This is a genomic window from Lichenicola cladoniae, from assembly GCF_013201075.1.
Lineage (GTDB): Bacteria > Pseudomonadota > Alphaproteobacteria > Acetobacterales > Acetobacteraceae > Lichenicola > Lichenicola cladoniae.
In genome coordinates, this window is the sequence record NZ_CP053708.1 from 4,714,186 (window position 1) to 4,734,886 (window position 20,701).

General features: G+C 62.1%; 21 protein-coding genes, 1 pseudogene and 1 riboswitch. Of the genes and pseudogenes, 9 read left to right on the forward strand and 13 right to left on the reverse strand.

Going from position 1 to position 20,701, the window contains the following annotated elements:
- Positions 1 to 13: 13 nt before the first annotated feature.
- Complete coding sequence (locus tag HN018_RS21405; RefSeq protein WP_171836915.1) at positions 14 to 184, reverse strand: hypothetical protein; 171 nt, start codon at positions 182 to 184, stop codon at positions 14 to 16.
- Positions 185 to 360: 176 nt separating this feature from the next.
- Positions 361 to 426: riboswitch (Fluoride riboswitch) on the forward strand.
- A gap of 98 nt (positions 427 to 524) precedes the next feature.
- On the opposite strand from HN018_RS21405, the pseudogene crcB reads away from it, so the two are divergent.
- Positions 525 to 938, forward strand: a pseudogene (crcB, locus tag HN018_RS28735) (fluoride efflux transporter CrcB); the annotation flags it as partial.
- A gap of 222 nt (positions 939 to 1,160) precedes the next feature.
- Complete coding sequence (locus HN018_RS29160) at positions 1,161 to 1,757, forward strand: universal stress protein (protein ID WP_275434362.1); 597 nt, start codon at positions 1,161 to 1,163, stop codon at positions 1,755 to 1,757.
- A 61-nt stretch (positions 1,758 to 1,818) separates the two neighbouring features.
- Here the strand turns inward: HN018_RS29160 and HN018_RS21415 are convergent, their stop codons facing one another.
- From HN018_RS21415 to HN018_RS21450, 8 genes are all read right to left on the reverse strand, one after another.
- Positions 1,819 to 3,321 carry an efflux transporter outer membrane subunit gene (locus tag HN018_RS21415; RefSeq protein WP_171836913.1) on the reverse strand — a complete coding sequence of 501 codons (1,503 nt, stop codon included), beginning with the start codon at positions 3,319 to 3,321 and terminating at the stop codon, positions 1,819 to 1,821.
- Positions 3,322 to 3,341: 20 nt separating this feature from the next.
- Positions 3,342 to 4,250 (reverse strand): efflux RND transporter periplasmic adaptor subunit, encoded by a 909-nt coding sequence (locus tag HN018_RS21420; protein ID WP_171836912.1) that lies wholly within the window; start codon positions 4,248 to 4,250, stop codon positions 3,342 to 3,344.
- A gap of 26 nt (positions 4,251 to 4,276) precedes the next feature.
- Positions 4,277 to 4,471 carry a DUF1656 domain-containing protein gene (locus HN018_RS21425; RefSeq protein WP_171836911.1) on the reverse strand — a complete coding sequence of 65 codons (195 nt, stop codon included), beginning with the start codon at positions 4,469 to 4,471 and terminating at the stop codon, positions 4,277 to 4,279.
- A 10-nt stretch (positions 4,472 to 4,481) separates the two neighbouring features.
- Positions 4,482 to 6,677, reverse strand: coding sequence for an FUSC family protein (locus HN018_RS21430; RefSeq protein ID WP_171836910.1), 2,196 nt, complete (start codon positions 6,675 to 6,677; stop codon positions 4,482 to 4,484).
- A 10-nt stretch (positions 6,678 to 6,687) separates the two neighbouring features.
- Positions 6,688 to 7,185 carry a MarR family winged helix-turn-helix transcriptional regulator gene (locus tag HN018_RS21435; RefSeq protein WP_171836909.1) on the reverse strand — a complete coding sequence of 166 codons (498 nt, stop codon included), beginning with the start codon at positions 7,183 to 7,185 and terminating at the stop codon, positions 6,688 to 6,690.
- Between the two features lie 154 nt (positions 7,186 to 7,339).
- Positions 7,340 to 7,627 (reverse strand): hypothetical protein, encoded by a 288-nt coding sequence (locus HN018_RS21440; protein WP_171836908.1) that lies wholly within the window; start codon positions 7,625 to 7,627, stop codon positions 7,340 to 7,342.
- A 700-nt stretch (positions 7,628 to 8,327) separates the two neighbouring features.
- Entirely contained in the window at positions 8,328 to 9,374 is a 1,047-nt protein-coding gene (locus tag HN018_RS21445) for an IS30 family transposase (protein WP_172443453.1), read from the reverse strand.
- A 788-nt stretch (positions 9,375 to 10,162) separates the two neighbouring features.
- The gene (locus tag HN018_RS21450; RefSeq protein ID WP_171837956.1) at positions 10,163 to 10,363 is read right to left on the reverse strand and encodes a hypothetical protein; all 201 of its coding nucleotides are present in this window, start codon (positions 10,361 to 10,363) and stop codon (positions 10,163 to 10,165) included.
- 148 nt (positions 10,364 to 10,511) lie between these two features.
- On the opposite strand from HN018_RS21450, the gene HN018_RS29475 reads away from it, so the two are divergent.
- The 4 genes from HN018_RS29475 to map all read left to right on the forward strand — a co-directional run bounded on the left by HN018_RS29475 (position 10,512) and on the right by map (position 13,536).
- Positions 10,512 to 10,922, forward strand: a complete 411-nt coding sequence (locus HN018_RS29475; protein ID WP_408886813.1) for a DUF5131 family protein — start codon at positions 10,512 to 10,514, stop codon at positions 10,920 to 10,922.
- Between the two features lie 304 nt (positions 10,923 to 11,226).
- Positions 11,227 to 11,880, forward strand: a complete 654-nt coding sequence (locus HN018_RS21460; RefSeq protein WP_171837958.1) for a glutathione S-transferase family protein — start codon at positions 11,227 to 11,229, stop codon at positions 11,878 to 11,880.
- A 215-nt stretch (positions 11,881 to 12,095) separates the two neighbouring features.
- Positions 12,096 to 12,734 carry a TetR/AcrR family transcriptional regulator gene (locus tag HN018_RS21465; protein ID WP_171837959.1) on the forward strand — a complete coding sequence of 213 codons (639 nt, stop codon included), beginning with the start codon at positions 12,096 to 12,098 and terminating at the stop codon, positions 12,732 to 12,734.
- 7 nt (positions 12,735 to 12,741) lie between these two features.
- Positions 12,742 to 13,536 carry a type I methionyl aminopeptidase gene (map, locus tag HN018_RS21470; protein WP_171837960.1) on the forward strand — a complete coding sequence of 265 codons (795 nt, stop codon included), beginning with the start codon at positions 12,742 to 12,744 and terminating at the stop codon, positions 13,534 to 13,536.
- A gap of 161 nt (positions 13,537 to 13,697) precedes the next feature.
- Here map and HN018_RS21475 read toward each other — a convergent pair whose 3' ends face one another.
- Positions 13,698 to 14,657, reverse strand: coding sequence for an NAD-dependent epimerase/dehydratase family protein (locus HN018_RS21475; RefSeq protein WP_171837961.1), 960 nt, complete (start codon positions 14,655 to 14,657; stop codon positions 13,698 to 13,700).
- 90 nt (positions 14,658 to 14,747) lie between these two features.
- Here HN018_RS21475 and HN018_RS21480 point away from each other — a divergent pair, with 90 nt between their 5' ends.
- Together HN018_RS21480 and HN018_RS21485 are read left to right on the forward strand one after the other, a co-directional pair.
- A complete protein-coding gene (locus tag HN018_RS21480) occupies positions 14,748 to 15,632 on the forward strand; it encodes a LysR family transcriptional regulator (protein WP_171837962.1) in 885 nt (294 codons plus the stop codon).
- Between the two features lie 200 nt (positions 15,633 to 15,832).
- Positions 15,833 to 16,588 (forward strand): SDR family NAD(P)-dependent oxidoreductase, encoded by a 756-nt coding sequence (locus tag HN018_RS21485; protein ID WP_171837963.1) that lies wholly within the window; start codon positions 15,833 to 15,835, stop codon positions 16,586 to 16,588.
- 743 nt (positions 16,589 to 17,331) lie between these two features.
- Here the strand turns inward: HN018_RS21485 and HN018_RS21490 are convergent.
- The 3 genes from HN018_RS21490 to HN018_RS21500 form a co-directional block, all read right to left on the reverse strand.
- Entirely contained in the window at positions 17,332 to 18,030 is a 699-nt protein-coding gene (locus HN018_RS21490) for an alpha/beta hydrolase fold domain-containing protein (protein ID WP_275434163.1), read from the reverse strand.
- Between the two features lie 3 nt (positions 18,031 to 18,033).
- Positions 18,034 to 19,181 (reverse strand): IS3 family transposase gene (locus HN018_RS21495; RefSeq protein WP_239478892.1). Its coding sequence is split into 2 segments (ribosomal slippage): positions 18,034 to 18,920 and positions 18,920 to 19,181, totalling 1,149 coding nucleotides; the frame shifts between segments, so codons are not numbered across the junction.
- Positions 19,182 to 19,208: 27 nt separating this feature from the next.
- A complete protein-coding gene (locus HN018_RS21500; protein WP_171837866.1) occupies positions 19,209 to 19,505 on the reverse strand; it encodes a hypothetical protein in 297 nt (98 codons plus the stop codon).
- Positions 19,506 to 19,629: 124 nt separating this feature from the next.
- Between HN018_RS21500 and HN018_RS21505 the strand changes: the two genes are divergently transcribed.
- Positions 19,630 to 20,559 carry a LysR family transcriptional regulator gene (locus HN018_RS21505; RefSeq protein ID WP_171837865.1) on the forward strand — a complete coding sequence of 310 codons (930 nt, stop codon included), beginning with the start codon at positions 19,630 to 19,632 and terminating at the stop codon, positions 20,557 to 20,559.
- The last annotated feature ends 142 nt before the right edge of the window (positions 20,560 to 20,701 follow it).

Here is a 20,701-nt window from a genome sequence, read left to right on the forward strand (position 1 = left end):
AGCGCCGGGGGTATCAACCGCCCGGCGGTCGCGTGGTGACCTGTGCCGGCACCGCCTCGCCGTTCGGCATCACGACATAGGTTCGACTGGGCGAAGAGCCGCCGCCGCCGAAACTGGAACTGCACGCGGTGAGCAATCCTGCAGTCAGGAGAGTTGCCATGCAGCCAAGGGCGCGGATCGTCATCGAGTAAGAGCCTCCGTGGTAAACAACTGACCTGAGCATCATGGGCAGCGGGCGCGCAATGGCCGCCCTGGACAGGCACCATGTGCCCCAGGTCGGCGCAACGGCTTTCGGAACCAATCTCGTCCTCACCGCCAGCCAAAATTTCGTGTTGAGCGGCATCCGTCGAGATGCGACACCTGCCGGCAGGGGATGGGGTTCCCCCTTGAACCGCCCGTCGTGGGCTGATGACCTCCTGCAGGTTCGGACCCGGCGTCCGCAGGAGGATCGTGTCCTTGTTCCAGGATAATCATCGAAACCGGCTGCCGCCGCCGGATCCTTTCGTCGAGGGGACTCATTGCGGATGCTGACCTACGCGCTGATCGGTCTGGGCGGCGCGCTCGGTAGCGTCGCGCGCGCCTGGCTCGGGAATGCGATGGTAGCCCTGACGGGACCCAGCTTTCCGTGGGGCACGATCCTCATCAACATCGTCGGCTCGTTCGTGATCGGTTTCTTCGGGACCCTGACTGCGACAGACGGTCGCTTCGCTGTCCCGTTCGATGTGCGCGCCTTCGTCATGGTCGGCATCTGTGGGGGCTTCACCACCTTCTCGTCGTTCAGCCTGCAGACGCTCGAGCTGCTGCGTGACGGCAGGCCTGGCCAGGCCCTCGCCAACATCGCGCTTTCGGTGGCCCTCTGCCTGGCAAGCGTGGCCGCCGGCTATTCACTGGCGTCGATGACACGAACCTCTCGTCTCGCGGTGATCGGCGACGCGACCTCCGGGTCGATCAGCGACAGTACGCTGGTCGCGTTGCATCGTCCCGGAGCGGTGCCGGGTATGCTCGCCGTCGCACGTCAGCTCATGGCGCGGGAAGATGGGCGGATCACCGCGCTCGCGATCGACGGTCCCATACTGGCCGAGCTGCAGCCGACCGAAGAGGTGCTGACCCGGGAACGTACGGCGGAGATTGCGGCTAGGCGGACGGAATGGGTCGAGGGCATGCGGTCGACGCTCGATCGCTGGGTCGGGCAGGAACGCAGTATTGGACATTCAGCTCACTGGATCGAGGTGCGCGGGGACGGTGCATCGGCGATCGCCGAGCATGGCCGCGGCGCCTATCTTCTCCTGCTGGAGCAGAATGGCGGCGATGCCGCCGCTCGCGCCCGCCTCCGTGCGGCTCTGATCCGGGCGCGACGGCCGGTGCTGCTCGTGCCATCCGGACATGCCGGCGAGTTCGGCCGGATCATTGCCGTGGCCTGGCGCGACGATCCGCATGTCCGCCAGGCCATACGGACCGCGACGCCCCTGCTCTCGAAGGCCAAGCGGGTTCTCGTTCTCCACGTCGGAAGCGAAGCGGACGGCCTGCCATCGGACCCGGTCTTCGATGGGCTGCCGATCGAACGGATCACGGCAGCCGCGGTCGGTGATGACACCGGATCGCAGCTACTCTCGATGGCACGTGAAGCCGGCGCGGATCTCCTCGTCATGGGCAGCTACAGCCATGGCAGCCTGCGCGAAGAGCTATTCGGCGGCGTGACGGAAACCATGCTCAGGCATGCCGATCTTCCCGTGCTCATGCAGCATCGCAGCGCCTGACGGGAACGGCACCGCACATATCTGGACGGTCCACGAACGCCTCAAGCCCAATCGACTCCGCTCAGTGCCCGGCAGCCATCCTGTGCTGCATTTTTTCATCGACCGGCAGGGTGGTGGCCGTCAGGGCAATGCCCTGCCAGCCGGCGCCGATTGCGGTGAACAGGCCGATCGCGTCCTGCAGCCGGGCCAGTTCCCCCACCGCTGCGAGGTTTTCGGCGGTGTAGGTGGCGCGCTCGCTGGTCAGCACGTCCAGGAAGCCCGACAGGCCGGCCCCGTACAGCCTGCGTGCGCGGTCGAGTGCCAGCGCATTGTCCTGCGCGGCCCGCCGCAAGGTCGCGGTGCGGATCTCGTCGTTGCGATACGCGACCAGCCGGTCCTCGACTTCCTGGAACGAGCGCAGGACGGTTTGTTCGTATTCCAGGCGGGCGGCTTCCGCATTCGCATGCGCCTCGCGGACTTCAGCGGACAGGCGGCCGCCATGATACAGCGGCGCACTGACCTGGAGCACCAGCGACCAAGCCAGGCTGCTGGCGGTGAACAGCTCGTGGATCATGCTGGATTGCGGCGCGAACGAAAGCGGCAGGATGAAGCTCGGATAAAGCTGAGCCACCGCCACCCCGATCCGCGCCGTCGCCTGCGCATATTCCCGTTCGGCCCGGCGGATGTCCGGGCGGTTGGCGATCACCATCGAGGGCAGCGCCACCGGCAGGGCCGGCACCGAAGGCAGCGGTGCAGGTTGTTCCAGCATCCCTTCGAGCGTGCCGGGCATCTGGCCGGTCAGCACCGAGATTGCGTGCGCCAGCTGGGCGATACGGGTCTGCAGCGGTTGCCGCGTCGCCTGTTCGGTCTCGAGTTCGCCCTGGGCCTGCGCCACCTGCAGCGTGGTGCCCAGACCTTGCGTGAACACCTTGTTGGTGAGTGCCAGCGCGTCGCCGGCGGCCTGGATGTTGCGGTCGGCGATCTGCAGTTGCAGTTGCGAGGCACGCAGCGTGACGTAGTCGGTGGACAGCTCCGACAGCAGTGCCAGCAGGGTGGCGCGACGCTGCTCGATGCCGGCATCGACCGCGGCCTGCTGCGCCTCGATCGAATGGCGGATGCGTCCGAACACGTCGAGTTCCCAACTCGCCGATAGGCCGTACTGCCAGAGACGGGTATCGGAGTTGGCTCCGGTCAGTGGCGGGTATTCGAGGGTCGTGCTGAAGCGCTGGATGCCGGCCGCCGGCGTCAGGTCAATCTGCGGATACAGGCCGCCGGCGATCTGGTCGCGCAGGCCGCGCGCCGCCAGCAGGCGCTGGCCGGAGATTGCGAGGTCGTAGTTGCCGCTGATCGCCTTGTTCACCAGCAGGGTCAGCACCGGATCGTGAAAGCTGGCCCACCAGTCACGCATTTCGGCCCGGGTCGTGGCCAGCTCGTCCGCAGTGGCGGCGTGCTCGGTCCAGTTGGCCGGCAGCGCCATCTTGGGCGCGTGATATTTCGGCCCGACGATGCAGCCTGCGAGCAGGAGCAGGGAAGCCAGGCAGGAGGGTCCAGCGAGTGGCCGGAACCGAGATCTGGGAGATGGCATGATGCAGGCTGCCGTCCGGCTCACAGATGGTCCTGCAGCCAAGTCGGAAGCCGCTCGTGGTTGCGGGCTTCCGCACCGACTGCGACCGAGCAGGTCATGCCGGCTGCCAGGATGATGCCGGGCGGGATGCTGTCGAGATGGATCCGCACCGGAATGCGCTGCGCCAGCCTGACCCAGGTGAAGACCGGGTTCACGTCCTGCAGTCCGGAGCGGTCCGGGCTGCCGTTCTGGTCGTTGATGCCGCGGGCGATGCTCTCGACATGGCCGCCCAGCAGCGCCTGGTAGCCCATCAGCTTGATCCGCGCCGGATCGCCGACATGAATGCCACCGAGCTTGGTTTCCTCGAAATAGCCATAGACCCAGAACGAGTCCGAATCGATCAGTGCGATCCTGGCCTGGCCGGTGGTGACGTAGTCGCCGACCCGCAGCAGCAGGTTGGTGACGATGCCGTTCACGGGCGCATACAAAGTGGCGCGTGCCAGGTTCAGCTTCGCCGTGTCGAGCTGCACCTGTGCCGCGTCCACCGTGGCCTGGGCGGTCGAAGCGGTCGAGTTGAATCGCTCGCGCTCCTCCGCCGATACGATCCCGGCCAGGCCGGCGCGCCGCGAGGCATCGGACTGGCGCAGGCGCAGATCCTCGCGGACGCTGGACAGCCTGGCCGTGGCTTCGGCGATCGCCAGCCGGAACCGCGACGGGTCGATGACGAACAGCGGGTCGCCCTTGCGAACGAACTGGTTGTCCCGGACCGGCAGGGCCACGACAGTGCCTGACACTTCCGGCGCGATGTCGACCACGTAGGCCCGCACCCGCCCGTCGCGGGTCCACGGTGCCACCATGTAGATGCGCCAGAGCGAGGCGCCGAGCACCACGGCTACAGCGACCACCACGACTGTCAGGACGACGCGAAACAAGGCACGCAGGAGGTTCATGGGAGTTCGGGCCTCGGGTGATCTGGTCAGGCGTACATGACGAGCAGGGACAACACGCAGACGTAGAGCGCCACCTCCAGCAGCGGCAGGTGCCAGCCCCAGCGGGCCAGACCGCTGCGCCAGAGCAGCGCACGCAGCACCAGCGTGATCGGCAGTGCGACGAGGCAATACAGCACGATCGGCGCGAACAGCACGCCGGCGACGTTGAGTTCGGTCAGCATCGGTGGTGCGTCATGCCGCAGCCAAATCCGGACATCGCCGGTCGAGCAGGCCGCGCGCCTTCTCGATCAGCAGGACCGCTTCGCCCAGCGTTCCGACCAGCGCGGGTAGACCTCGATCCGACGCATCGGAGATCGGCGACGGACCGTTCGCCGACGGGTCCGGCGCAAGCAACGGCGCCAGTTCGTGTTCAAGCCGGTTGATCCGGGACGCTACGCGCGCCGGCTCCATCCGCACGCGCCGCAGGGCGCGCAAGGCCTGTCGCGCGGCGTCACGCCCGGCTTCGGGGAGCGCAGGGTCCGACTGGAGTTGCTGCAGCGTCAGTATCACGCGTCCCAGCGCCACGGTCGCGAAGGCTGCCTGCACCAATGGGGCTGCTGCCAGGCCGGGCATCTGCTGCAGGCGCTGGATCATGCGCTGGATTTTCTGCATCTGCAGGTTCTGCCAGACCTCCCATCGCTGCAGCGGCCACGCCCCGAATCCGGCAACGACCGGACGCTGCCAGGACAGCAGCTCGATGGCCCGGCCGAGCGAGGCCGCAAGACGGGCGATGTCGCGTCGCGGGTTCGCCGGTAGCAGCACCCGGAACACCATCACCAGACAGATGCAGCCGAGCAGGAACGCCTCCCAGTTATTGAGCAACGAGATGTCATCGAAGGTGATCGGATTATGCACGTTGATCATCGCGTTGAAGAACACGGCATAGCCGAACGCGCGACCGCGCTGTACGGGATGATATTGCAGCCAGATGCCCGGGAGCAGGCACAGGCAGAGCGCGCCCCAGAGCAATGGAAAACCGGAGATCTGCGGCACCAGGAACGTCTGGAACACCATACTGGCCGGAATGGCGAGGAGGGCCCCGGTCGCCAGCTCGACGCTCGCCTTGGACGCCGACGGGTTGGTCGAGAGCAGGCAGGCAGCCGGCACCAGGAACGACAGCATGGTCGGGCCGGCAGTCCATTGCGTCACGTACCAGAACAGTCCGCCGATCAGCGTCACCAGCGCGCCGCGGAATCCGTTCCGGAGCGCGGTTGTCCAGTCCAGGTAGGGACGCAGCCGGATCCGTGTATCCGCCGACCCGGCATCGGTCAGGTCGGCGACCGCGTGCGACAACTGCGACAGCAGGTCACGTTCATGCAGGGTGACGGTCAGGGCCGCCGGATCCCGGAGTCCGATGGCGATCGTGTCGATCCGGACCCGCGCGGCATCGATCATCGGCAGGCTGCCCAAGAGACCACCGGGTGGAAGCTGCGACAACGCCTGCATGGTCTCGCGCGCGATCGTCTGGGCACGGTGCGCCTCGGACAGATCCCGCGAGGCATCGCCCGACCCGGTGCGGGCAAGCGCATCGTGCAGCGGCTCGAGCGTGCTGAGCAGGCCCAGCAGCCGCGCCGCGCCGAGACGCAGCCGGCCCATCCGGCGACGCAGGACATAGCTGTCGGCACCCGCATACTCGATGGTCTCGTCCAGAGCGCTCGCCCTGAGCAGCAGACCGGTGCGGGGAAGCGTCTTGGCGTTCCTGCCGCTCAGTCCGGGAGCGCCCGGCTGGCGATACAGCACGAAGCCGCTGGCGATATCGCGGACCAGGGTCTCGATCGTCAGGGCCAATGTGGACGGCTGGGGCAGGCTGGTCAGCAGGAACACCAGTGCCGCCGACACGATGCCGACCGATACGGCCGAAACCCGAGACAAAGCGCCGGTGAAGATGTTCAACGGCTGCGCGAACGAACTGCTAGCCACGATGATGATGGTGTAGCCGGCAAGGACCGCCCCGTATGCCTTGAAGTAGCGTAGCAGCGACGCAACCACGCAGGCGGCCCCGATGCACAGCGACAGCGCGACGGTGAACAGCAGCGGCGCCTGGGCGAAGGCCGACATCAACGCGACCGCGACCACCGCACCGAGCAGGGTGCCGAACAACCGCCACAGGCTTTTCGATATCAGCGCCCCGGTGACCGGGTTGACGACGATCAGCACCGTGGTCACCGCCGACATCGGCGATTGCAGTTGCAGCGCAAAGGCGGTCGACAGCGCGATGCCGATCGCCAGCATCGTCCGCAGCGTATAGGCCAGCGTCGACCAGTACGGGCTTGCCAGGCTCGACCACCGCCGGCCCCGGTTCATGCGCCGGGCGCCAGCCAGCAAGGCGGCGATGCCTGATGCCCCAGTCCGCGATGATGGCGCCATCGTGTTATCTGGGCCGGTCATGCTGTGCTGTTCATGTCGGCCGCCCGCGGTTCGGCTGCGTATCGCCACTCCGGTCATCCAGGCCGCTCCGGCGCAAGGTCTGCTCGATACGGTCGAATACGGCGTGGCAGGTGGCGAGGTCGTCCATACCGATCCCGGCCAGCAAATTGTTGCCGAGCGTCGTTGCGACGGCATGAACATGGGCATGAATGGCCCGGCCCGGCGCGCCGATGCGAACGAGCTTGGACCGCCGGTCGGCCGGATCCTCGGACCGTTCGACCAGCCCATCCCGCTCGAGGGCCTCCAGCAGACGGGCCAGGGACGGGCCATCCATGTCCAGCATCCGAACGAGCTCACCCTGGCGGATCGGCGCCTCGAGGTTGCCGAGCAGCAGGATCGGCCGCCAGCTTGCTTCAGTCAGTCCGTAGCGACGCAGCTGCTGGTCGAGCTCGCGTCGCCAGGCGGTGCCCAGACGCAACAGCCGACGGCCGAAGCCGATCGGGTCGTCCTCCCGCAACTGAATATCCATTGTGGGATGCAATGATTTGCATGCGCATGATTGTCAAGAAACGGTCGTGCGATCGGGGGAGGTGTCACGCGACATATAAGCTTGTCGCGACACATAAAAACGATCACTCTTCAGCTCTAAATTACTGAAAACGATCAGTTTTATTACGATTGGACTAAAGCGCGCGTTGCGAACTATTCTGAATATCAGGGAATCCAAAGCGTTGGCCAATCCTGACGGCGTCCCGGACAATCGCGGTGTGCTCGAAGACGGACTTTGCGTCATGAGCCAGCATGGCCATCGCCAACAAGTTCTCGGGCTGGAAATCCAGGATGTCGCGCGCATGGTCCGCTTGATCCTGATCTGCAGGGGGTTTTGTGTCTTCAAACAGGCGCCACGCCGTCCGGTCGGGGGCGCCGCCGACCCGGTTGATCCGGCGCAGGGGTGGGTCCAGGGGGAGCATGATGCCTCCAGATATGAGTCCTCCGAATTATCTGTTGACCTCATGCAAGACAGACTCCGTGCGCTCGATTTACCTGGCGACGGCCGCTGAAGTGGTGGCGCGCTGAGGAAACCATCAGGCACCATGGTTGCAGAGGCGACAGTCGCTCATGCCGTCGACATATCGCAGCCCAGGAAATTCGAATGACGCACCGGGAGGCGCTCAGGTCGATTCTTGCTGACGGCTCGGTTCAGTGGGCTTCGGCGTCGCGGGCTGCCGGGATCCGACCGCAGGTAATCGCGGATGCGTTGAGCGCGAGTGTCATCGTCCGGACGGGGACTGGAGCATACTATCAGCCGGGGACCGCGGACGTACCGGAGCTCGTGGGGCTTGCGCCCGCTTGTTCCAAGATGCCGCAAGCGATCGTCCGCTGGAGCTATGCTGGTGCGGTTAATGTGGAGATTATTGACAAGGAGGTATCAAGGTCCCAGTTCGGTTTACGGGACCGGCTCGGACGACCGTGGACCTATTTCGCTACGGCGAGCGGTTGGGGCATCCGACAGCCGGAGTGTCGGCAGCAAGGCACTACCTCGCAAATGGTGGGACGGTTGAAGAGGTTCTTGCCGTTGCGGGATCGGTGAACGTTCCTCAAGCTACGACGGAGGTGCTGGCTACGTTGGCAGCAGCGTTCAACGATAGGCAGTCCTTTAGGTCGGCGGATTCAAGTTCCGGAGCGAACACCCACGCCGAAGACTTTGTTTACACCAGCCTGCCCGGCCAGCAACATGCTGAATTGCTCGCTTGGCGTCGCGTAGTCGAGCGTCTTTCGAGGACGGCTATTCAGGCTGTCGGCAACGATGTCGAGATCGTCCTGATCCAAGCCCGACAGAGCCGTGCCTTTCGGGAAATACTGGCGCAGCAGACCATTGGTGTTTTCGTTGGAGCCACGCTGCCAAGGTGAGTGAGGGTCGGCGAAGAAGATCCTCATGCCAGTGCTCAGCGCCACGCTTTCGTGCTGTGCCATTTCCTTGCCTTGGTCGTAGGTCAGCGTCTTGCGCAAAGATGCGGGAATGGCATTCAGCGCGCCGGAGAAAGCGCTCGCCACCACATCGGACTTGCGCGTAGGCATGTGCACCAGCACCACAAAGCGGCTTGTCCGCTCGACCAACGTGCCGATGGCACTCGCTCCGCCGGTGCCCAGAATAAGATCGCCTTCCCAATGGCCCGGGACCAGCCGGCCCTCGATTTCCTCAGGTCGTTCCTTGATGTTGGTCATGTTGCAAAGTTTGCCGCGGCGTTCGCTGCCCTTTGGCTTGCGGCCGCGCATTGGCTTGTCCTGTCGCAAATACGAGATCAGCTCACGGCGTAGTTCACCGCGCGGCAAGGCGTAAATCGCCGTGTAGATTGCCTCGTGCGATACCGACAGACCAGGTGGCTGCTCCGTTCCCGCCTCCATCCGCTTACGCCTGCCCGATATCTGCTCGGGGGACCAACCCAGACGCAAAAGCCCCGCCACACGGCCGAACAGCTCACCATCATGCGCCAGAACAGGCCTGCGTCCAGTCAGGCGACGATCTGCCTCGGCCTGCGTCGCCGCAGCCTGCGCCCGGTAGGAGGTCGCGCCGCCATGCCGATTGATCTCGTCCGAAATCATGCCCGCAGAGCGATCCAAGTCGCGTGCAATCGCCCGCACGCCCCAGCTATCACAAAGGCGAACCTCGATCATCGATCGATCAAACACCGTTAGCTTACGTCGTTGCCCTGCCATCCCACCACCCTACACCCGTTGGCCCGGCGTGGGTGTTCGCTCCGGAACTTGAATCCGCCGTCTATAAAGCGATGGGGATTGTTGACGTCATAAACCGTTTGATCATAAGGGGAGCGGCCGTTCGAGGCCAAGACTTGGCGGCGACAGTCATAAGCGGCACCCTTGCAACCAAACAGTTTCGGCAAGAGACCTTCCTCGTTTTGACAGACGAGTTCTAATGGTCATTAGAGATTAAGGTAGTAGCTCCAGAGTTATATTCTACTCTATTCTACTCTACTCTGGTTTTGCTCTGTATTTTCGAGCGGCTCACCAAAAGACGGCTTGTTTCAGCATTAAAAATATCCCTGCAAAACCTGCGGCTGTCTCCCTTCACCCTGGTAACAGCCAGCGAAGTTGCGGAACAGCGGCACCTGTTCGCCAGACAGCACCTCGACACCGCAGTGGCGACATGCCGACACCCAGGCCAGATGTTTGCCGCGGGATAACCACCCAAATGCATCTAGGTGCTTTACTTGGCGTCAGAACGTTGAGGCGCACGAAACTCTGCTATAATGCAGTGCTTCAGCCGCCTTGGACACAGCCGATGGTCCAAGCCAGTTCATCCCACCCGACCCAGGACGAACGCAAGCTGTGCACACGGCTTCCGATTGTGGTGTAATCGTCTACCGATGCCCCCAACATGACGCTCGTGCATAATCCGGGCTAGATCCGTGACGCCCTGCACCATGCGCCTCACGGATCGAGTACATTACGATGCTACCGCTCGTGATCAGCTTATCGCGACCGGCTCAGGTGGGCGGCGGGGGTGCCTTGCGAGCCTGCGCCATCTCATCGACGTCAATCTCGGAACCAGCCTCATTGTCGGTGCCAAGCATGGAAGCGCCAGGGTCGAACGGCTCAGTCTTCTTATCGGACTTGTTTTCAGTGATCTGCTGCTTCAACTGTGCGCCCTCGGCGCCAACCGGCATCAGTCCGTCTTCGTCGGTCATGTCTGTGCTCCTCGCTCTAGATCACGATGTGGTCTTGCAAAGCTCCACGTTAAGGGCGGACGGCGTCACATAATGCGGCATGAGCTGTAATCGCCTGGCACCAACCCAGGCTGTCGATTACCTTCGGGTGGAGGCGGCCAGGCTCATGATGGACGAGAGGAATCACCCGATTGATGTCGTTGCACGTCTTATCGGCTTTGCGGAGCAGGCGGACTGGCATACCTTCCAAGTGCTGACCGAAAGGTCCTCGCTCCAGCGCGACTACGTCAATCGACGTTATCCGTCGACACCTGTTGCAAGCCACATCTGGCTCTGGGTCGGTGTCGAGAACAGGCAGACAAGATCCGGCATGAAGCACCTGCGGGACACAAATGGGAGCGTCCGGCCCACGCTCCCGGCCGATGAAAGTCGAATGGGCTCGCCGAGTAAGAGACGTGTGTGCCGAGCAGAGCTTCCATTCTTCTTCAAGCAAGGGGGGTCCACGGCGTGGATGGGATCCGACGCCCTAAGGGCGATAACGGACGGCTGTTGGATGGTCGAGGTCGATACTTGTTCATGATGGGGCCCGCCTATGGCGGGGAGGCGGGCTATACGTTGCGCATCCAGATCCGTTGACCGTCAGCTGCGACAGGCAAGGCCCGAGCCAAGGCGCAGTCGCTAAAACGGGCGCACCTGGAAAAGAAAAGGTTCCTGGTGCAGGAGGTATGGAAGGTGGTCCTAAATGGAAACGTTAGTAGGCTCTTAATACTCCGGTTTAATCAAATCTTCCTCATCTTGAAATATGCTGATGAGATAGCTCAAGCGGGGAGCCTCATGTATCGTCACCAAGATCGTCCGGGCTACAAACCAAGAGATGCGTCATCATGACCATCACCATTACCGCGTTTGAACGGTCACCCGATGGCGGGCGTGGATTGGCGCGTGATACGCGCGTTCGCTGGGCGCTGGAAGAAGTCGGCCAACCCTATGAGGTTCGCCTTGTCTCCTTCCTGGCTATGAAAGAACCCGTGCATCTGGCGCTGCATCCTTTCGGGCAAATACCAACATATCAAGATGGCGGTCTCACCTTGTTCGAGACCGGGGCAATCGTGTTTCATATTGCCGAACGCCATTCGGGCTTGCTGCCTGGAGACGCTCATGCACGAGGGCGTGCGATGACCTGGATGTTCGCTGCGCTCAACACCGTGGAGCCAACTATCCTTGAACTCGTGACGGCAAAGCTTGTGGAGGGCGACAAACCCTGGACCCCGGCGCGCCTGCCACTGGTCATGGATCGTATCCGCATCCGGTTGGGTCAACTTTCCAGCCACTTGGGTGACGCAGACTGGCTCGACGGCGCGTTCAGCGCGGGTGACCTGATGATGGTGTCGGTGCTGCTCAGGTTGAAAATGTCGGGCGTTTTGACGGAGTATCCCAACCTCGCCGCCTATGTTGCCCGCGGTGAGGCGCGGCCTGCCTACAAGCGAGCTTTCGATGCTCAGCTAGCGCTTTACAGAGACATGTCATCGACCGGCTGATTAAAGCTTGGTGTAAGTCGCTATACCGGTCCAGTAGTACAGCGTCTTGTCGAACCGGCTCGTCCTAAAGGGACGTAGAAGGTGCTCTAGGCGAGTTCGAGTTGCAGTTGTGCATAACCGTATGGATGAAATTTGCGGCAGTCCGCTCAAGCGCATCACGATGCAGGGGGAACGAGAATATAGACGAAGCATTCTAGAACGTCTAAACTATTTGCATGGTCAGAACTGCTCACTTCTCGGCACAGCACTTTATTGATGCCGCTGTCGCCCTCGTGGCCGAGAGTGGCCCTAGAGCTGCAACAATGCAGGCAATAGCGCACCGCGTCGGCGCACCGACCGGATCAATCTATCATCGGTTTAAATCCCGGTCGGCCATTCTTGCTACGGCCTGGAACGCGAGCTACGGCGCGCTGGCGAGGGTACTGACGCCACTGCTGCAGGCCGCCCGCCCGCGTGAGGCTGCCCTAGCGCTGCTGCCTTGGGTAGGCGAGGACCGGCTCCGTGCACGCTTCCTGCTGCTGCATGAGCCCGTTTCCCTGTTTGAGGACACGCCGCCTCCAGAGTTATTGCGAAAGGAGATGGAGCAGCTGGAGAGCGAGATGGATCACGCCTTCCGCGCCTGCGTTTCCAGGATCGGGGACGGTATGATTCGGGAGGAAGACCTTGCGCGTGCCAAGTTCCTGATCTTTGACGCGCCTGTCGCCATCCTCCGCTCACACCTAATCGGAGTTGGTATTGTCCCTGCTTTTGCCGGGCAGATGATCGCCGAACTTCATGCCGGGGTGCAATTCGACAGCGTCATTACGCCGCGAGCCCGCGATCCGCGTGAGACCCTCTCACCAACATCGCTTTAGAATAATCATGAACAATTTAGTCGATGAACGGCTCATCAAGCTGCACACGCACGAGGATTTCGAGGGCATGCGTGCAGCCGGAAGGCTTGCGGCAGAGACCCTCGACATGATCACAGCGCAGGTTCGTGAGGGCATCACGACTGCGGACGTGGACCAAGTGTGTCACGAATTCATTCTGGACCACGGTGCCATTCCGGCTTCCCTCGGCTACCGGGGCTACACGCATGCAACCTGCATCTCTCTGAACCATATCGTCTGTCATGGCATACCTGGAGGTCGAGTTCTGATTGAGGGAGATATTCTCAACATCGACCTCGCCGTTATCCTAGATGGGTGGCATGGGGACAGCAGCCGCATGTATACGGTCGGCAAGATCGGCATCCGCGCGATACGTCTGATCGAGGTTGCCTACGAGGCGATGATGCGCGGCATCGCAGCCGTGCGCCCTGAGGCGACATTGGGCGATGTCGGCTTCGCTATTCAGGATTACGTCGAGGCCGCGCAGTTCAGCGTGGTGCGGGATTTCTGCGGCCATGGCCTTGGCCGTGTTTACCATGGCGCTCCCGACGTTTTAAATTACGGGCAGAAAGGCGAAGGCATCAGGCTCCGTCCCGGCATGTTCCTGACGGTGGAGCCGATGGTCAACGCGGGACGGTTTGAGGTGAAGGTGCTCAGTGATGGCTGGACGGCCGTGGCCCGTGACTGCAGCCTGTCCGCGCAGTTCGAGCACAGCGTTGGCGTAACTGAGAGCGGCTGCGAGATCTTTACCCTGTCGCCTGCTGGACTCAACAAGCCGGTGTAACGATACAGTTCCATAAACGTCAGATCCTACGCAGAGAGAATTTGGCAGCAGGGTAGCTCCGCTTTCGAGGCGTATATCGACGCTCGTTTTTCTTGCCTGCGAGCGGACCGGAAACTATCTGCTTACGACTTGTGAAAAAGTTGCGGCCCAGGACGTGTGCGTCAACCGGGCCGCCTCCGCAGCCCAGTACGACTGACGAGAACCGCCTCGTCTAGCGCCGTGTGTGGTTCCTGGCCGAGCAGAGCGACCAGGCGCCGGTTGTCGAGACATAGCGGGACTTGCCACAGATAACGCATCTCGATCACTTCGCGCAGGAAGGTCACGAACGGGGCGGCGAGATAGACCGGTAGCCAGTTGAACGGCCTGATTGGAACCCCACCGCCCAGCAAGCGCTGAACGGCATCCGCCATTTCACGCCCTTGGAGGAAATGGCCACCGAAGTGCAGCCGCTCCTCGTCCGCCAGGTCGCCGTCTCGGTCGGCCAACGATGCCACGACCTCCGCCAAGTCTGGGAGGTAGGCCCAGGCATGCCCGATCCCGGGCCGTTCGGGCGTTACCACTCGGCGCAGGTCCGTGCCGTTACCCAGGAGAACTGAGCTAACCCAGGAACTGGGAGCTTGCGGTCCATAGTAGTCGCCTGCGCGCACGATAAGCGTGCGCAGGCCCGTGACCGAGGCCTCATGCAACATCGCCTCCATCTCGACGCGTATGCGCCCTTTCCGCGTTTGGGGATGCTGCGGCGCATCCTCCGCCACGACATGTCCCGCCTCACGCCCGTAGACATAGACGCTGGCAGGATAGACCAGGCGTGCATTGACCGCCTTGGCTGCCGAGATCGCGTTGCGCAGCATTGGAATGGCAAGACCACGCCAATTGCGATAGCCGGGCGGGTTGGCGCCGTGGAAGATCAGGTCGACGGACTCTGCGGCACGCACTACGTCCTCTTCCCGCATGGCATCACCCAGCACCCAGTCGACCCCTGCCGGACCGGTTTGACCGGCTCGAATTAGGTCACGTGCAAGGCCGCGAACTGTCCAGCCGTGTCGCAGCAGCGCCAGGGCGACTTCCCCTCCTATGCCACCAGTCGCGCCGATCACCAGCGCCAGCTTCTTCTTCGTCATTGTCCGTCTCCTTGCTGCCAAGGAGAAGAATGATCTCGGGTCATACTGACAGACATTGATGAAACGCGTTGGTCGGCTATACATAAACGTATGGTGGATCCTGAATGGCATCTGTGGCGGGCGTTCCTCGCCGTATCACGCGACGGCAGCCTTTCAGCTGCTGCCCGCAGCCTCAACCTGACCCAGCCGACTCTCAGCCGCCAGATCGCTGCCCTGGAGCGCACGCTCAGCCTGCCCTTGTTCACCCGCTCAACGGATGGCTTGAGGCCGACGGAACGCGCGCTATCCCTTTTGCCGTATGCCGAAGCCATGGCGGCGGCGGCTGCAAGCCTGCTGCGTGCCGCCTCGGGAGCCGATGATGCGCTTCAAGGCACCGTTCGGCTGGCTGCAAGCGAGGCCATGGGCGGCCTCGCCCTGCCATCCATGCTGACCAGGTTTCGTAACGCCAATCCCGGCGTAGACATCGAACTGTCGCTGAGTGACCGCAACGAAGACATCCTGCGCCACGACGCCGATCTTGCGGTCCGCAACACGACCCCGACCCAGGCAGCCCTGGTGTCGCTGAGGATCGGCGAGGTTCCAGTCCGCCTGTTCGCGCACAGGGATTATGTCCAGCGTCATGGCCTGCCTGCCACCGTGCACGACCTGCCGCGTCATACGCTCATCGGCCGAGAGGAGCATGCACACAGGATCCAGCACGTCCTTGGGGTTGAGCATCAGTTCGCATTCCGCTGCAACTCCGAACTCGGTGTCGTCGAGGCGCTACGTGCTGGATACGGCATCGGTTACTGCCAGGAACCGCTCGGTCGGCAAAATCCCGACTTGGTGGCTGTCCTGCCTGAGCTTGTCCTGGCCCAACTCGGCATCTGGCTGGTCGTGCATGAGGACCTCCGAACCGTAAGGCGTATCAGAAGTCTGTTCGATTATCTCGCCTCGCAACTGACAGATTATGTCGGTCTGAGACACCCGTGCTGACGAACGACGAGTCTCAGCGCCACTGTCATTCACAAGTAAGCCGCTTGACAATTGGATGACCTACCCGGTCGCCGCTGGCTGCTTCGCGCCAGAAGCGGCAGTTCGCAGCTCCTCAGAGGTCTTCCCGAAGCGGACATAGGTGTAGTGTGCTGTCCAGGAGCTGGTCGGCTAGGAAAGTTCACAGCCGGGAGAATATTCTTTTGAAACAGACTGCAAATTGCTCCTCGCCCGTTGCTCTCGTGACGGGCTCAACTTCTGGAATCGGTGTTGCGATAGCGCGGCGCTTGGTCAGCGAGGGATATGCCGTGATTTTACACTCGCGCAGCTCTGCCGAAGCGGGGCACGCTCTTGCCGCCGAACTCGGAAAGGCTACGTATATTCAGGCTGACTTGGCCGACGATGCCGACAGGGTCAGGCTTGTGCGAGAGGCCGTGTCTTGCTGGGATCGCCTTGACGTCCTCGTCAACAACGCGGGTATCAGCCGCGTTATTCCTCATGCCGATCTCAAGACGGCGTCGCCTGACATCTGGCATGAACTTCACGAAGTCAACGTGGTCGCTCCGTTTCGCCTTGTGGCGGAGGCTGAAATCGCTCTGAAAGATGCGGCCCGTCGCGGTCGACCGGCCTGTGTCGTGAATGTCAGCTCACACGCTGGCGTCCGCCCCAAAGGCGCATCAATCCCTTATGCCGCGTCCAAGGCAGCGTTGAACCACGTCACTCGCCTCCTCGCCGTAGCGCTTGCCCCGAATATAAGGGTCAATGCCGTTGCCCCAGGCCTCGTGGACACACCTCTGACAGCAGATTGGACTGCTGCCCAGCAGCTTTGGCAGGAACGGTCGCCCATGAAGCGGGCCGCTAGCCCGGCGGATATCGCCCAAATCGTGATGATGCTGATCGATTCGGACTATCTGACCGGTGAAATTGTGCTCGCCGATGGAGGTCTGAACCTTACGTAATGGCTACCCGCTGACGCATGAAGCCTTTGACACCGATCTTGCCCAGTCGTGAGACGGCTCCGCCGTTGAACATCGTTCTCACTATTGTTTTCAAATCAAGGAAGACCAGACGATTACCGACGTCATGCCGCTTCCGGCCAACTTTGACCAATCAGCTGGTGTAGTGGACGTCAGCTTGGGTCGAATGCAGCAATAGAGGGGCAGGCTGCCAACGCTTCCCACTCTGATGTCGCCGACTGCCGCTAGAGGCAGATTACCCGCGCCCTTTACCTTCTAATTGCAACACTTGAACGACGGTAATGGCTGGCGAGCGTTTAAGAGATCGGCTGCGGCGGGATGGCACCTGCAGTAGGGGATATTTCCTGTCGGGATTTTAATCACTGACCTGATGCGCAGGTCGGGGACATAGATCTCACGCACCGGACGCCCGCCTAGTCCAGCCCCGGCTCATCGTTTCGGTTACGGGCTGCCGGATGCGTGACTATATCGCCGCGGCGATGCTCAATCGGGAAGCAATTATCCCAATCACCTACCGACCTGAGAACGTCGGACGGGTCCTCTAGCCAGCCTGTAAAGGCTTATTCTTTTTCCGACATGCAGAGGATTATAATACAATAGAACTTGAAAAATGCTCTTTCAAGAAAAGAATAATGGTCCGCACCGGGTATCCATGCCGCCGCGGGTCTTTCCCATCTCGTATCCGTTCGAGCTGCTCTTTCGCGATAAACCCGCCTATTATTTGTTCAGCGCCAGTGATCGGTGACGAACGAAGCTGCGGCGTCCATGGCGTCGCGAGCGCCCTGGATGCTCTCAACGGATCTCTGAAAGACGTGGTGCAGCCCTTCATAGACGTCTAACAGAACTATACCGCCCAGCGCATTAGCTGCCTCGGCATAGCGTCGTGCGTCGTCCAGCAAGACCTCGTCACTCCCCACCTGGATGGCCAAGGGTGGCAGCGACCTAGGGACATCAAAGAGAGGTGAAGCACGCCCATCCTCTGGGTCCGCACCCGCCAAGTAGGTCATCGCGGCATCCGCCAGGACCTGTGGCGGCCGGAAGACGGGGTCGTGGGTCGCAGGATCGGTAAACGAGGCGCCGCTGAGAGTCAGGTCGGTCCAAGGCGAGAAGACCACCACCGAGGCGATTATGGGTGATTGGTCATCCCCTTTGGCGGCTGCCCCCAGCGCCAATGCCCCGCCTGCGGAATCACCGGCAAGAGCGATCCGATGGAAGCCGCTCTCACCTAACCATCTGCGGGCCGCGACGGTCGCGTCAAACGCAGCCGGAAACGGATGCTCCGGTGCCAGAGGATAATCCAGCACGAATACCGCAACGCCTGTCCGCGCAGCCAACTGGCTGGCGAGGCCGCGATATGCTTTCGCCGAGCCCATCATATAGGCACCCCCGTGCAAGATGAGCTGCTGCCGGTTCTGTGGACACACAACTTAAGCTGACGCTTTGATACGCTCGAACTCCATAGGGCTCAGATATCCGATGGTCGAGTGGCGTCGGCGCGGGTTGTAGAACCGCTCGATGTAATCGAACACGTCAGCCCGGGCCTGGTCCCGGGTGCGATACACCTTGCGAGCTGTCCGCTCGGTTTTCAGCGAGGAGAAGAAGCTCTCCATCGCTGCATTGTCCCAGACGTTACCCGACCGGCTCATGCTGCATGTGACGCCGTGATCCACTAGGAGCTTCTGAAACTGCTCACTGCTATATTGGCTTCCCTGATCCGAGTGGTGGAGCAGCGCGTTTGGTTTACCGCGGCGCCAGATCGCCATCATCAGCGCATCCGCGACGAGCTGGGCGGTCATGGTCGCGCTCATCGACCAGCCCACCACGCGGCGTGAAAACAGGTCGATGACGGCCGCTACGTAGAGCCAGCCCTCGGCTGTCCAGAGATAGGTGAAGTCGGCGATCCACTTCTGGTTTGGCGTCGTGGCGTCGAACTGGCGATCCAGCACGTTGTCTGCCGCTTCGTGCCGGGTGCCCTTGTCCGAAGGCAGACCCCGGCGGCGTGGCCTTGCCCGCAAGGCGTGCTCACGCATCAACCGCTCGACACGGTGCAGCCCGCATGCGGCCCCCTCGGCCAGCACGTCGTGCCAGACCCGCCGGGCGCCATAGGTCCGGTCACTGCCGACGAAGCTGGCCTTGATCTGGGCGCCGAGAACCTCGTCACCGCGCGCCCGGGCACTGGGCGACCGGGAGAGCCAGGCATGAAACCCACTGCGCGAGACATCGAGCGCCTCGCAAAGCCACCGCACCGGCCAGATCCCTCGATGTTTCGCGATGAAGCCGAACTTCACAACAACTCCCTCGCGAAGTAGGCCGCGGCTTTTTTTAGAATGTCGCGCTCAGCCTTGAGCTTGGCGACCTCACGCCGCAGCCGATCGATCTCCTGCTGCTCGGGCTTGACCTGGCCGTGACCCGGAAAGGCCTGCCCAGGATCCGCAGTGAGCTCCTTGATCCAACGCCGCAGGATGTTTTCACCGACATCCAAGTCTCGGCTGGCTTGCACCACCGAAACACCACGCTCCTTGACCAGCCGGACCGCCTCCAGCTTGAACTCTCGGCTGAACTGTCGCCGTACCATCCCCACCCTCCAATCTCATGAAACACCCTAATCTCGGTGTCCACGAAACCGGCAGCAGCTCAAGAATAGAATTGCCCGGTCGGAGGGCGCGTTACAGGGGCTTACCCACCAGCCGCTCACCGCCTGCTCATGGACGTCCGCGAGATCGACACCGGGCGCGATGGGTGTCATCGCTGTCATGGCGTCGTAGGCCTCGCGCATCGTGCCCGTGAGGTTCAGAAAATGCGCACGCATCGCGCTGAGAACCACGATCTCGGCTTCGCGATCAGCATCTGAAATCTGATGGAATATCTCAACCAGGCCGGGAGCGGCGATCTCTGTCATGGTCATCTTTCCTTGTGCACGCGACCTGTTCGCGGTGCTGCGGAGGACATGATCCATTCCTATTTCGCCTTCTAGACAGCTTAATAGACTAGCATGTATTCCATCCAGGACTTTTGGGGCTACTATGGACCGGCTTGATTCCATCCGCCTTTTCGTTCGCGTCGTGGAGCGGGGCAGCTTCTCGGCGGCCGCCCGTGAGGCTGGTATCGGACAATCAGCCGCCAGCAAGCAGGTTGCTGCTCTGGAAGCACATCTCGGCACGCAATTACTCCTGCGCACCTCGCGAAAACTGCGAATGACCGAAACAGGACAGGCCTTCTACGCATCCGCCGCCCAGCTGCTGGACGATTACGCGGCATTGGAGCGCTTGGCCGGCCGTGGCCAATCAGCTCCTGCGGGGCTTGTCCGTATCAGCGTGGCGCCGGTGTTCGGGCGGCTTTACATTGTGCCCAACCTGCACGAGTTCCTTGAATGCCACCCTGGTATTTCCGTAGACATGTGGGTCTCCCACAGGCAGGTCAACCTGGTAGAGAACGGCATTGACCTTGCTATTCGCCACGGCGATCTTGCGGACTCGGCGATGACGGCACGGAAGCTCGCCAGCAGCCCGATCATAACCGTTGCCACCCCCACCTATTTTGAACGCTTCGGCGTGCCGACGAATCCTGCGGCCCTTGTCCACCATGCCTGTGTGGCATTTACCAGCCGAGAGGAAGTCCGGCCGTGGGTCTTCAAGGGGCAGGACGGTGTAGCCATGATCCATCATCCAGACGGAAGATATCGCTCTGATGACGGCGAGCAGATCAGGGCGGCAGCGCTGGCTCATCTTGGCATCGTCCATGTTCCAGCATGGATAGTAGCGCCAGAGCTCAAATCCGGCGCGCTGCGCTGCGTGCTGCAGGATTATGAAGCCGAATCGCTTCCCATCAGTGCTGTTTATCCCTCGCGACGCGGATTGACTGTGAAGGTTCGTCTTATGATCGATTTCGTCGATGCGATCATAAGGCGGGACCTGTGTGCCCCGGAAGGGGCGGGCCTATTAGACGCAACATAGAAATAGGCAAGAGAAAGCCCGTTCTTGGGAGACATTCGATTTTGCACCAACGCTCTGGTCGGGTTGAAGGTCAGTCCCCGGCCTTGTAACGCCGCACCGTTTCCGCTCCTGCTCCCAAAAGCCACCTGAGATGGAACATGGA

What these genes read in the sequence shown, in the direction of transcription:
- HN018_RS21405 (WP_171836915.1), bottom strand. Translation starts at nt 184, where the DNA reads ATGACGATCCGCGCCCTTGGCTGCATGGCAACTCTCCTGACTGCAGGA.
- HN018_RS29160 (WP_275434362.1), top strand. Translation starts at nt 1,161, where the DNA reads ATGCGGTCGACGCTCGATCGCTGGGTCGGGCAGGAACGCAGTATTGGA.
- HN018_RS21415 (WP_171836913.1), bottom strand. Translation starts at nt 3,321, where the DNA reads ATGCCATCTCCCAGATCTCGGTTCCGGCCACTCGCTGGACCCTCCTGC.
- HN018_RS21420 (WP_171836912.1), bottom strand. Translation starts at nt 4,250, where the DNA reads ATGAACCTCCTGCGTGCCTTGTTTCGCGTCGTCCTGACAGTCGTGGTG.
- HN018_RS21425 (WP_171836911.1), bottom strand. Translation starts at nt 4,471, where the DNA reads ATGCTGACCGAACTCAACGTCGCCGGCGTGCTGTTCGCGCCGATCGTG.
- HN018_RS21430 (WP_171836910.1), bottom strand. Translation starts at nt 6,677, where the DNA reads ATGACCGGCCCAGATAACACGATGGCGCCATCATCGCGGACTGGGGCA.
- HN018_RS21435 (WP_171836909.1), bottom strand. Translation starts at nt 7,185, where the DNA reads ATGGATATTCAGTTGCGGGAGGACGACCCGATCGGCTTCGGCCGTCGG.
- HN018_RS21440 (WP_171836908.1), bottom strand. Translation starts at nt 7,627, where the DNA reads ATGCTCCCCCTGGACCCACCCCTGCGCCGGATCAACCGGGTCGGCGGC.
- HN018_RS21445 (WP_172443453.1), bottom strand. Translation starts at nt 9,374, where the DNA reads ATGGCAGGGCAACGACGTAAGCTAACGGTGTTTGATCGATCGATGATC.
- HN018_RS21450 (WP_171837956.1), bottom strand. Translation starts at nt 10,363, where the DNA reads ATGACCGACGAAGACGGACTGATGCCGGTTGGCGCCGAGGGCGCACAG.
- HN018_RS29475 (WP_408886813.1), top strand. Translation starts at nt 10,512, where the DNA reads ATGGACGAGAGGAATCACCCGATTGATGTCGTTGCACGTCTTATCGGC.
- HN018_RS21460 (WP_171837958.1), top strand. Translation starts at nt 11,227, where the DNA reads ATGACCATCACCATTACCGCGTTTGAACGGTCACCCGATGGCGGGCGT.
- HN018_RS21465 (WP_171837959.1), top strand. Translation starts at nt 12,096, where the DNA reads ATGGTCAGAACTGCTCACTTCTCGGCACAGCACTTTATTGATGCCGCT.
- map (WP_171837960.1), top strand. Translation starts at nt 12,742, where the DNA reads ATGAACAATTTAGTCGATGAACGGCTCATCAAGCTGCACACGCACGAG.
- HN018_RS21475 (WP_171837961.1), bottom strand. Translation starts at nt 14,657, where the DNA reads ATGACGAAGAAGAAGCTGGCGCTGGTGATCGGCGCGACTGGTGGCATA.
- HN018_RS21480 (WP_171837962.1), top strand. Translation starts at nt 14,748, where the DNA reads ATGGTGGATCCTGAATGGCATCTGTGGCGGGCGTTCCTCGCCGTATCA.
- HN018_RS21500 (WP_171837866.1), bottom strand. Translation starts at nt 19,505, where the DNA reads ATGACAGAGATCGCCGCTCCCGGCCTGGTTGAGATATTCCATCAGATT.
- HN018_RS21505 (WP_171837865.1), top strand. Translation starts at nt 19,630, where the DNA reads ATGGACCGGCTTGATTCCATCCGCCTTTTCGTTCGCGTCGTGGAGCGG.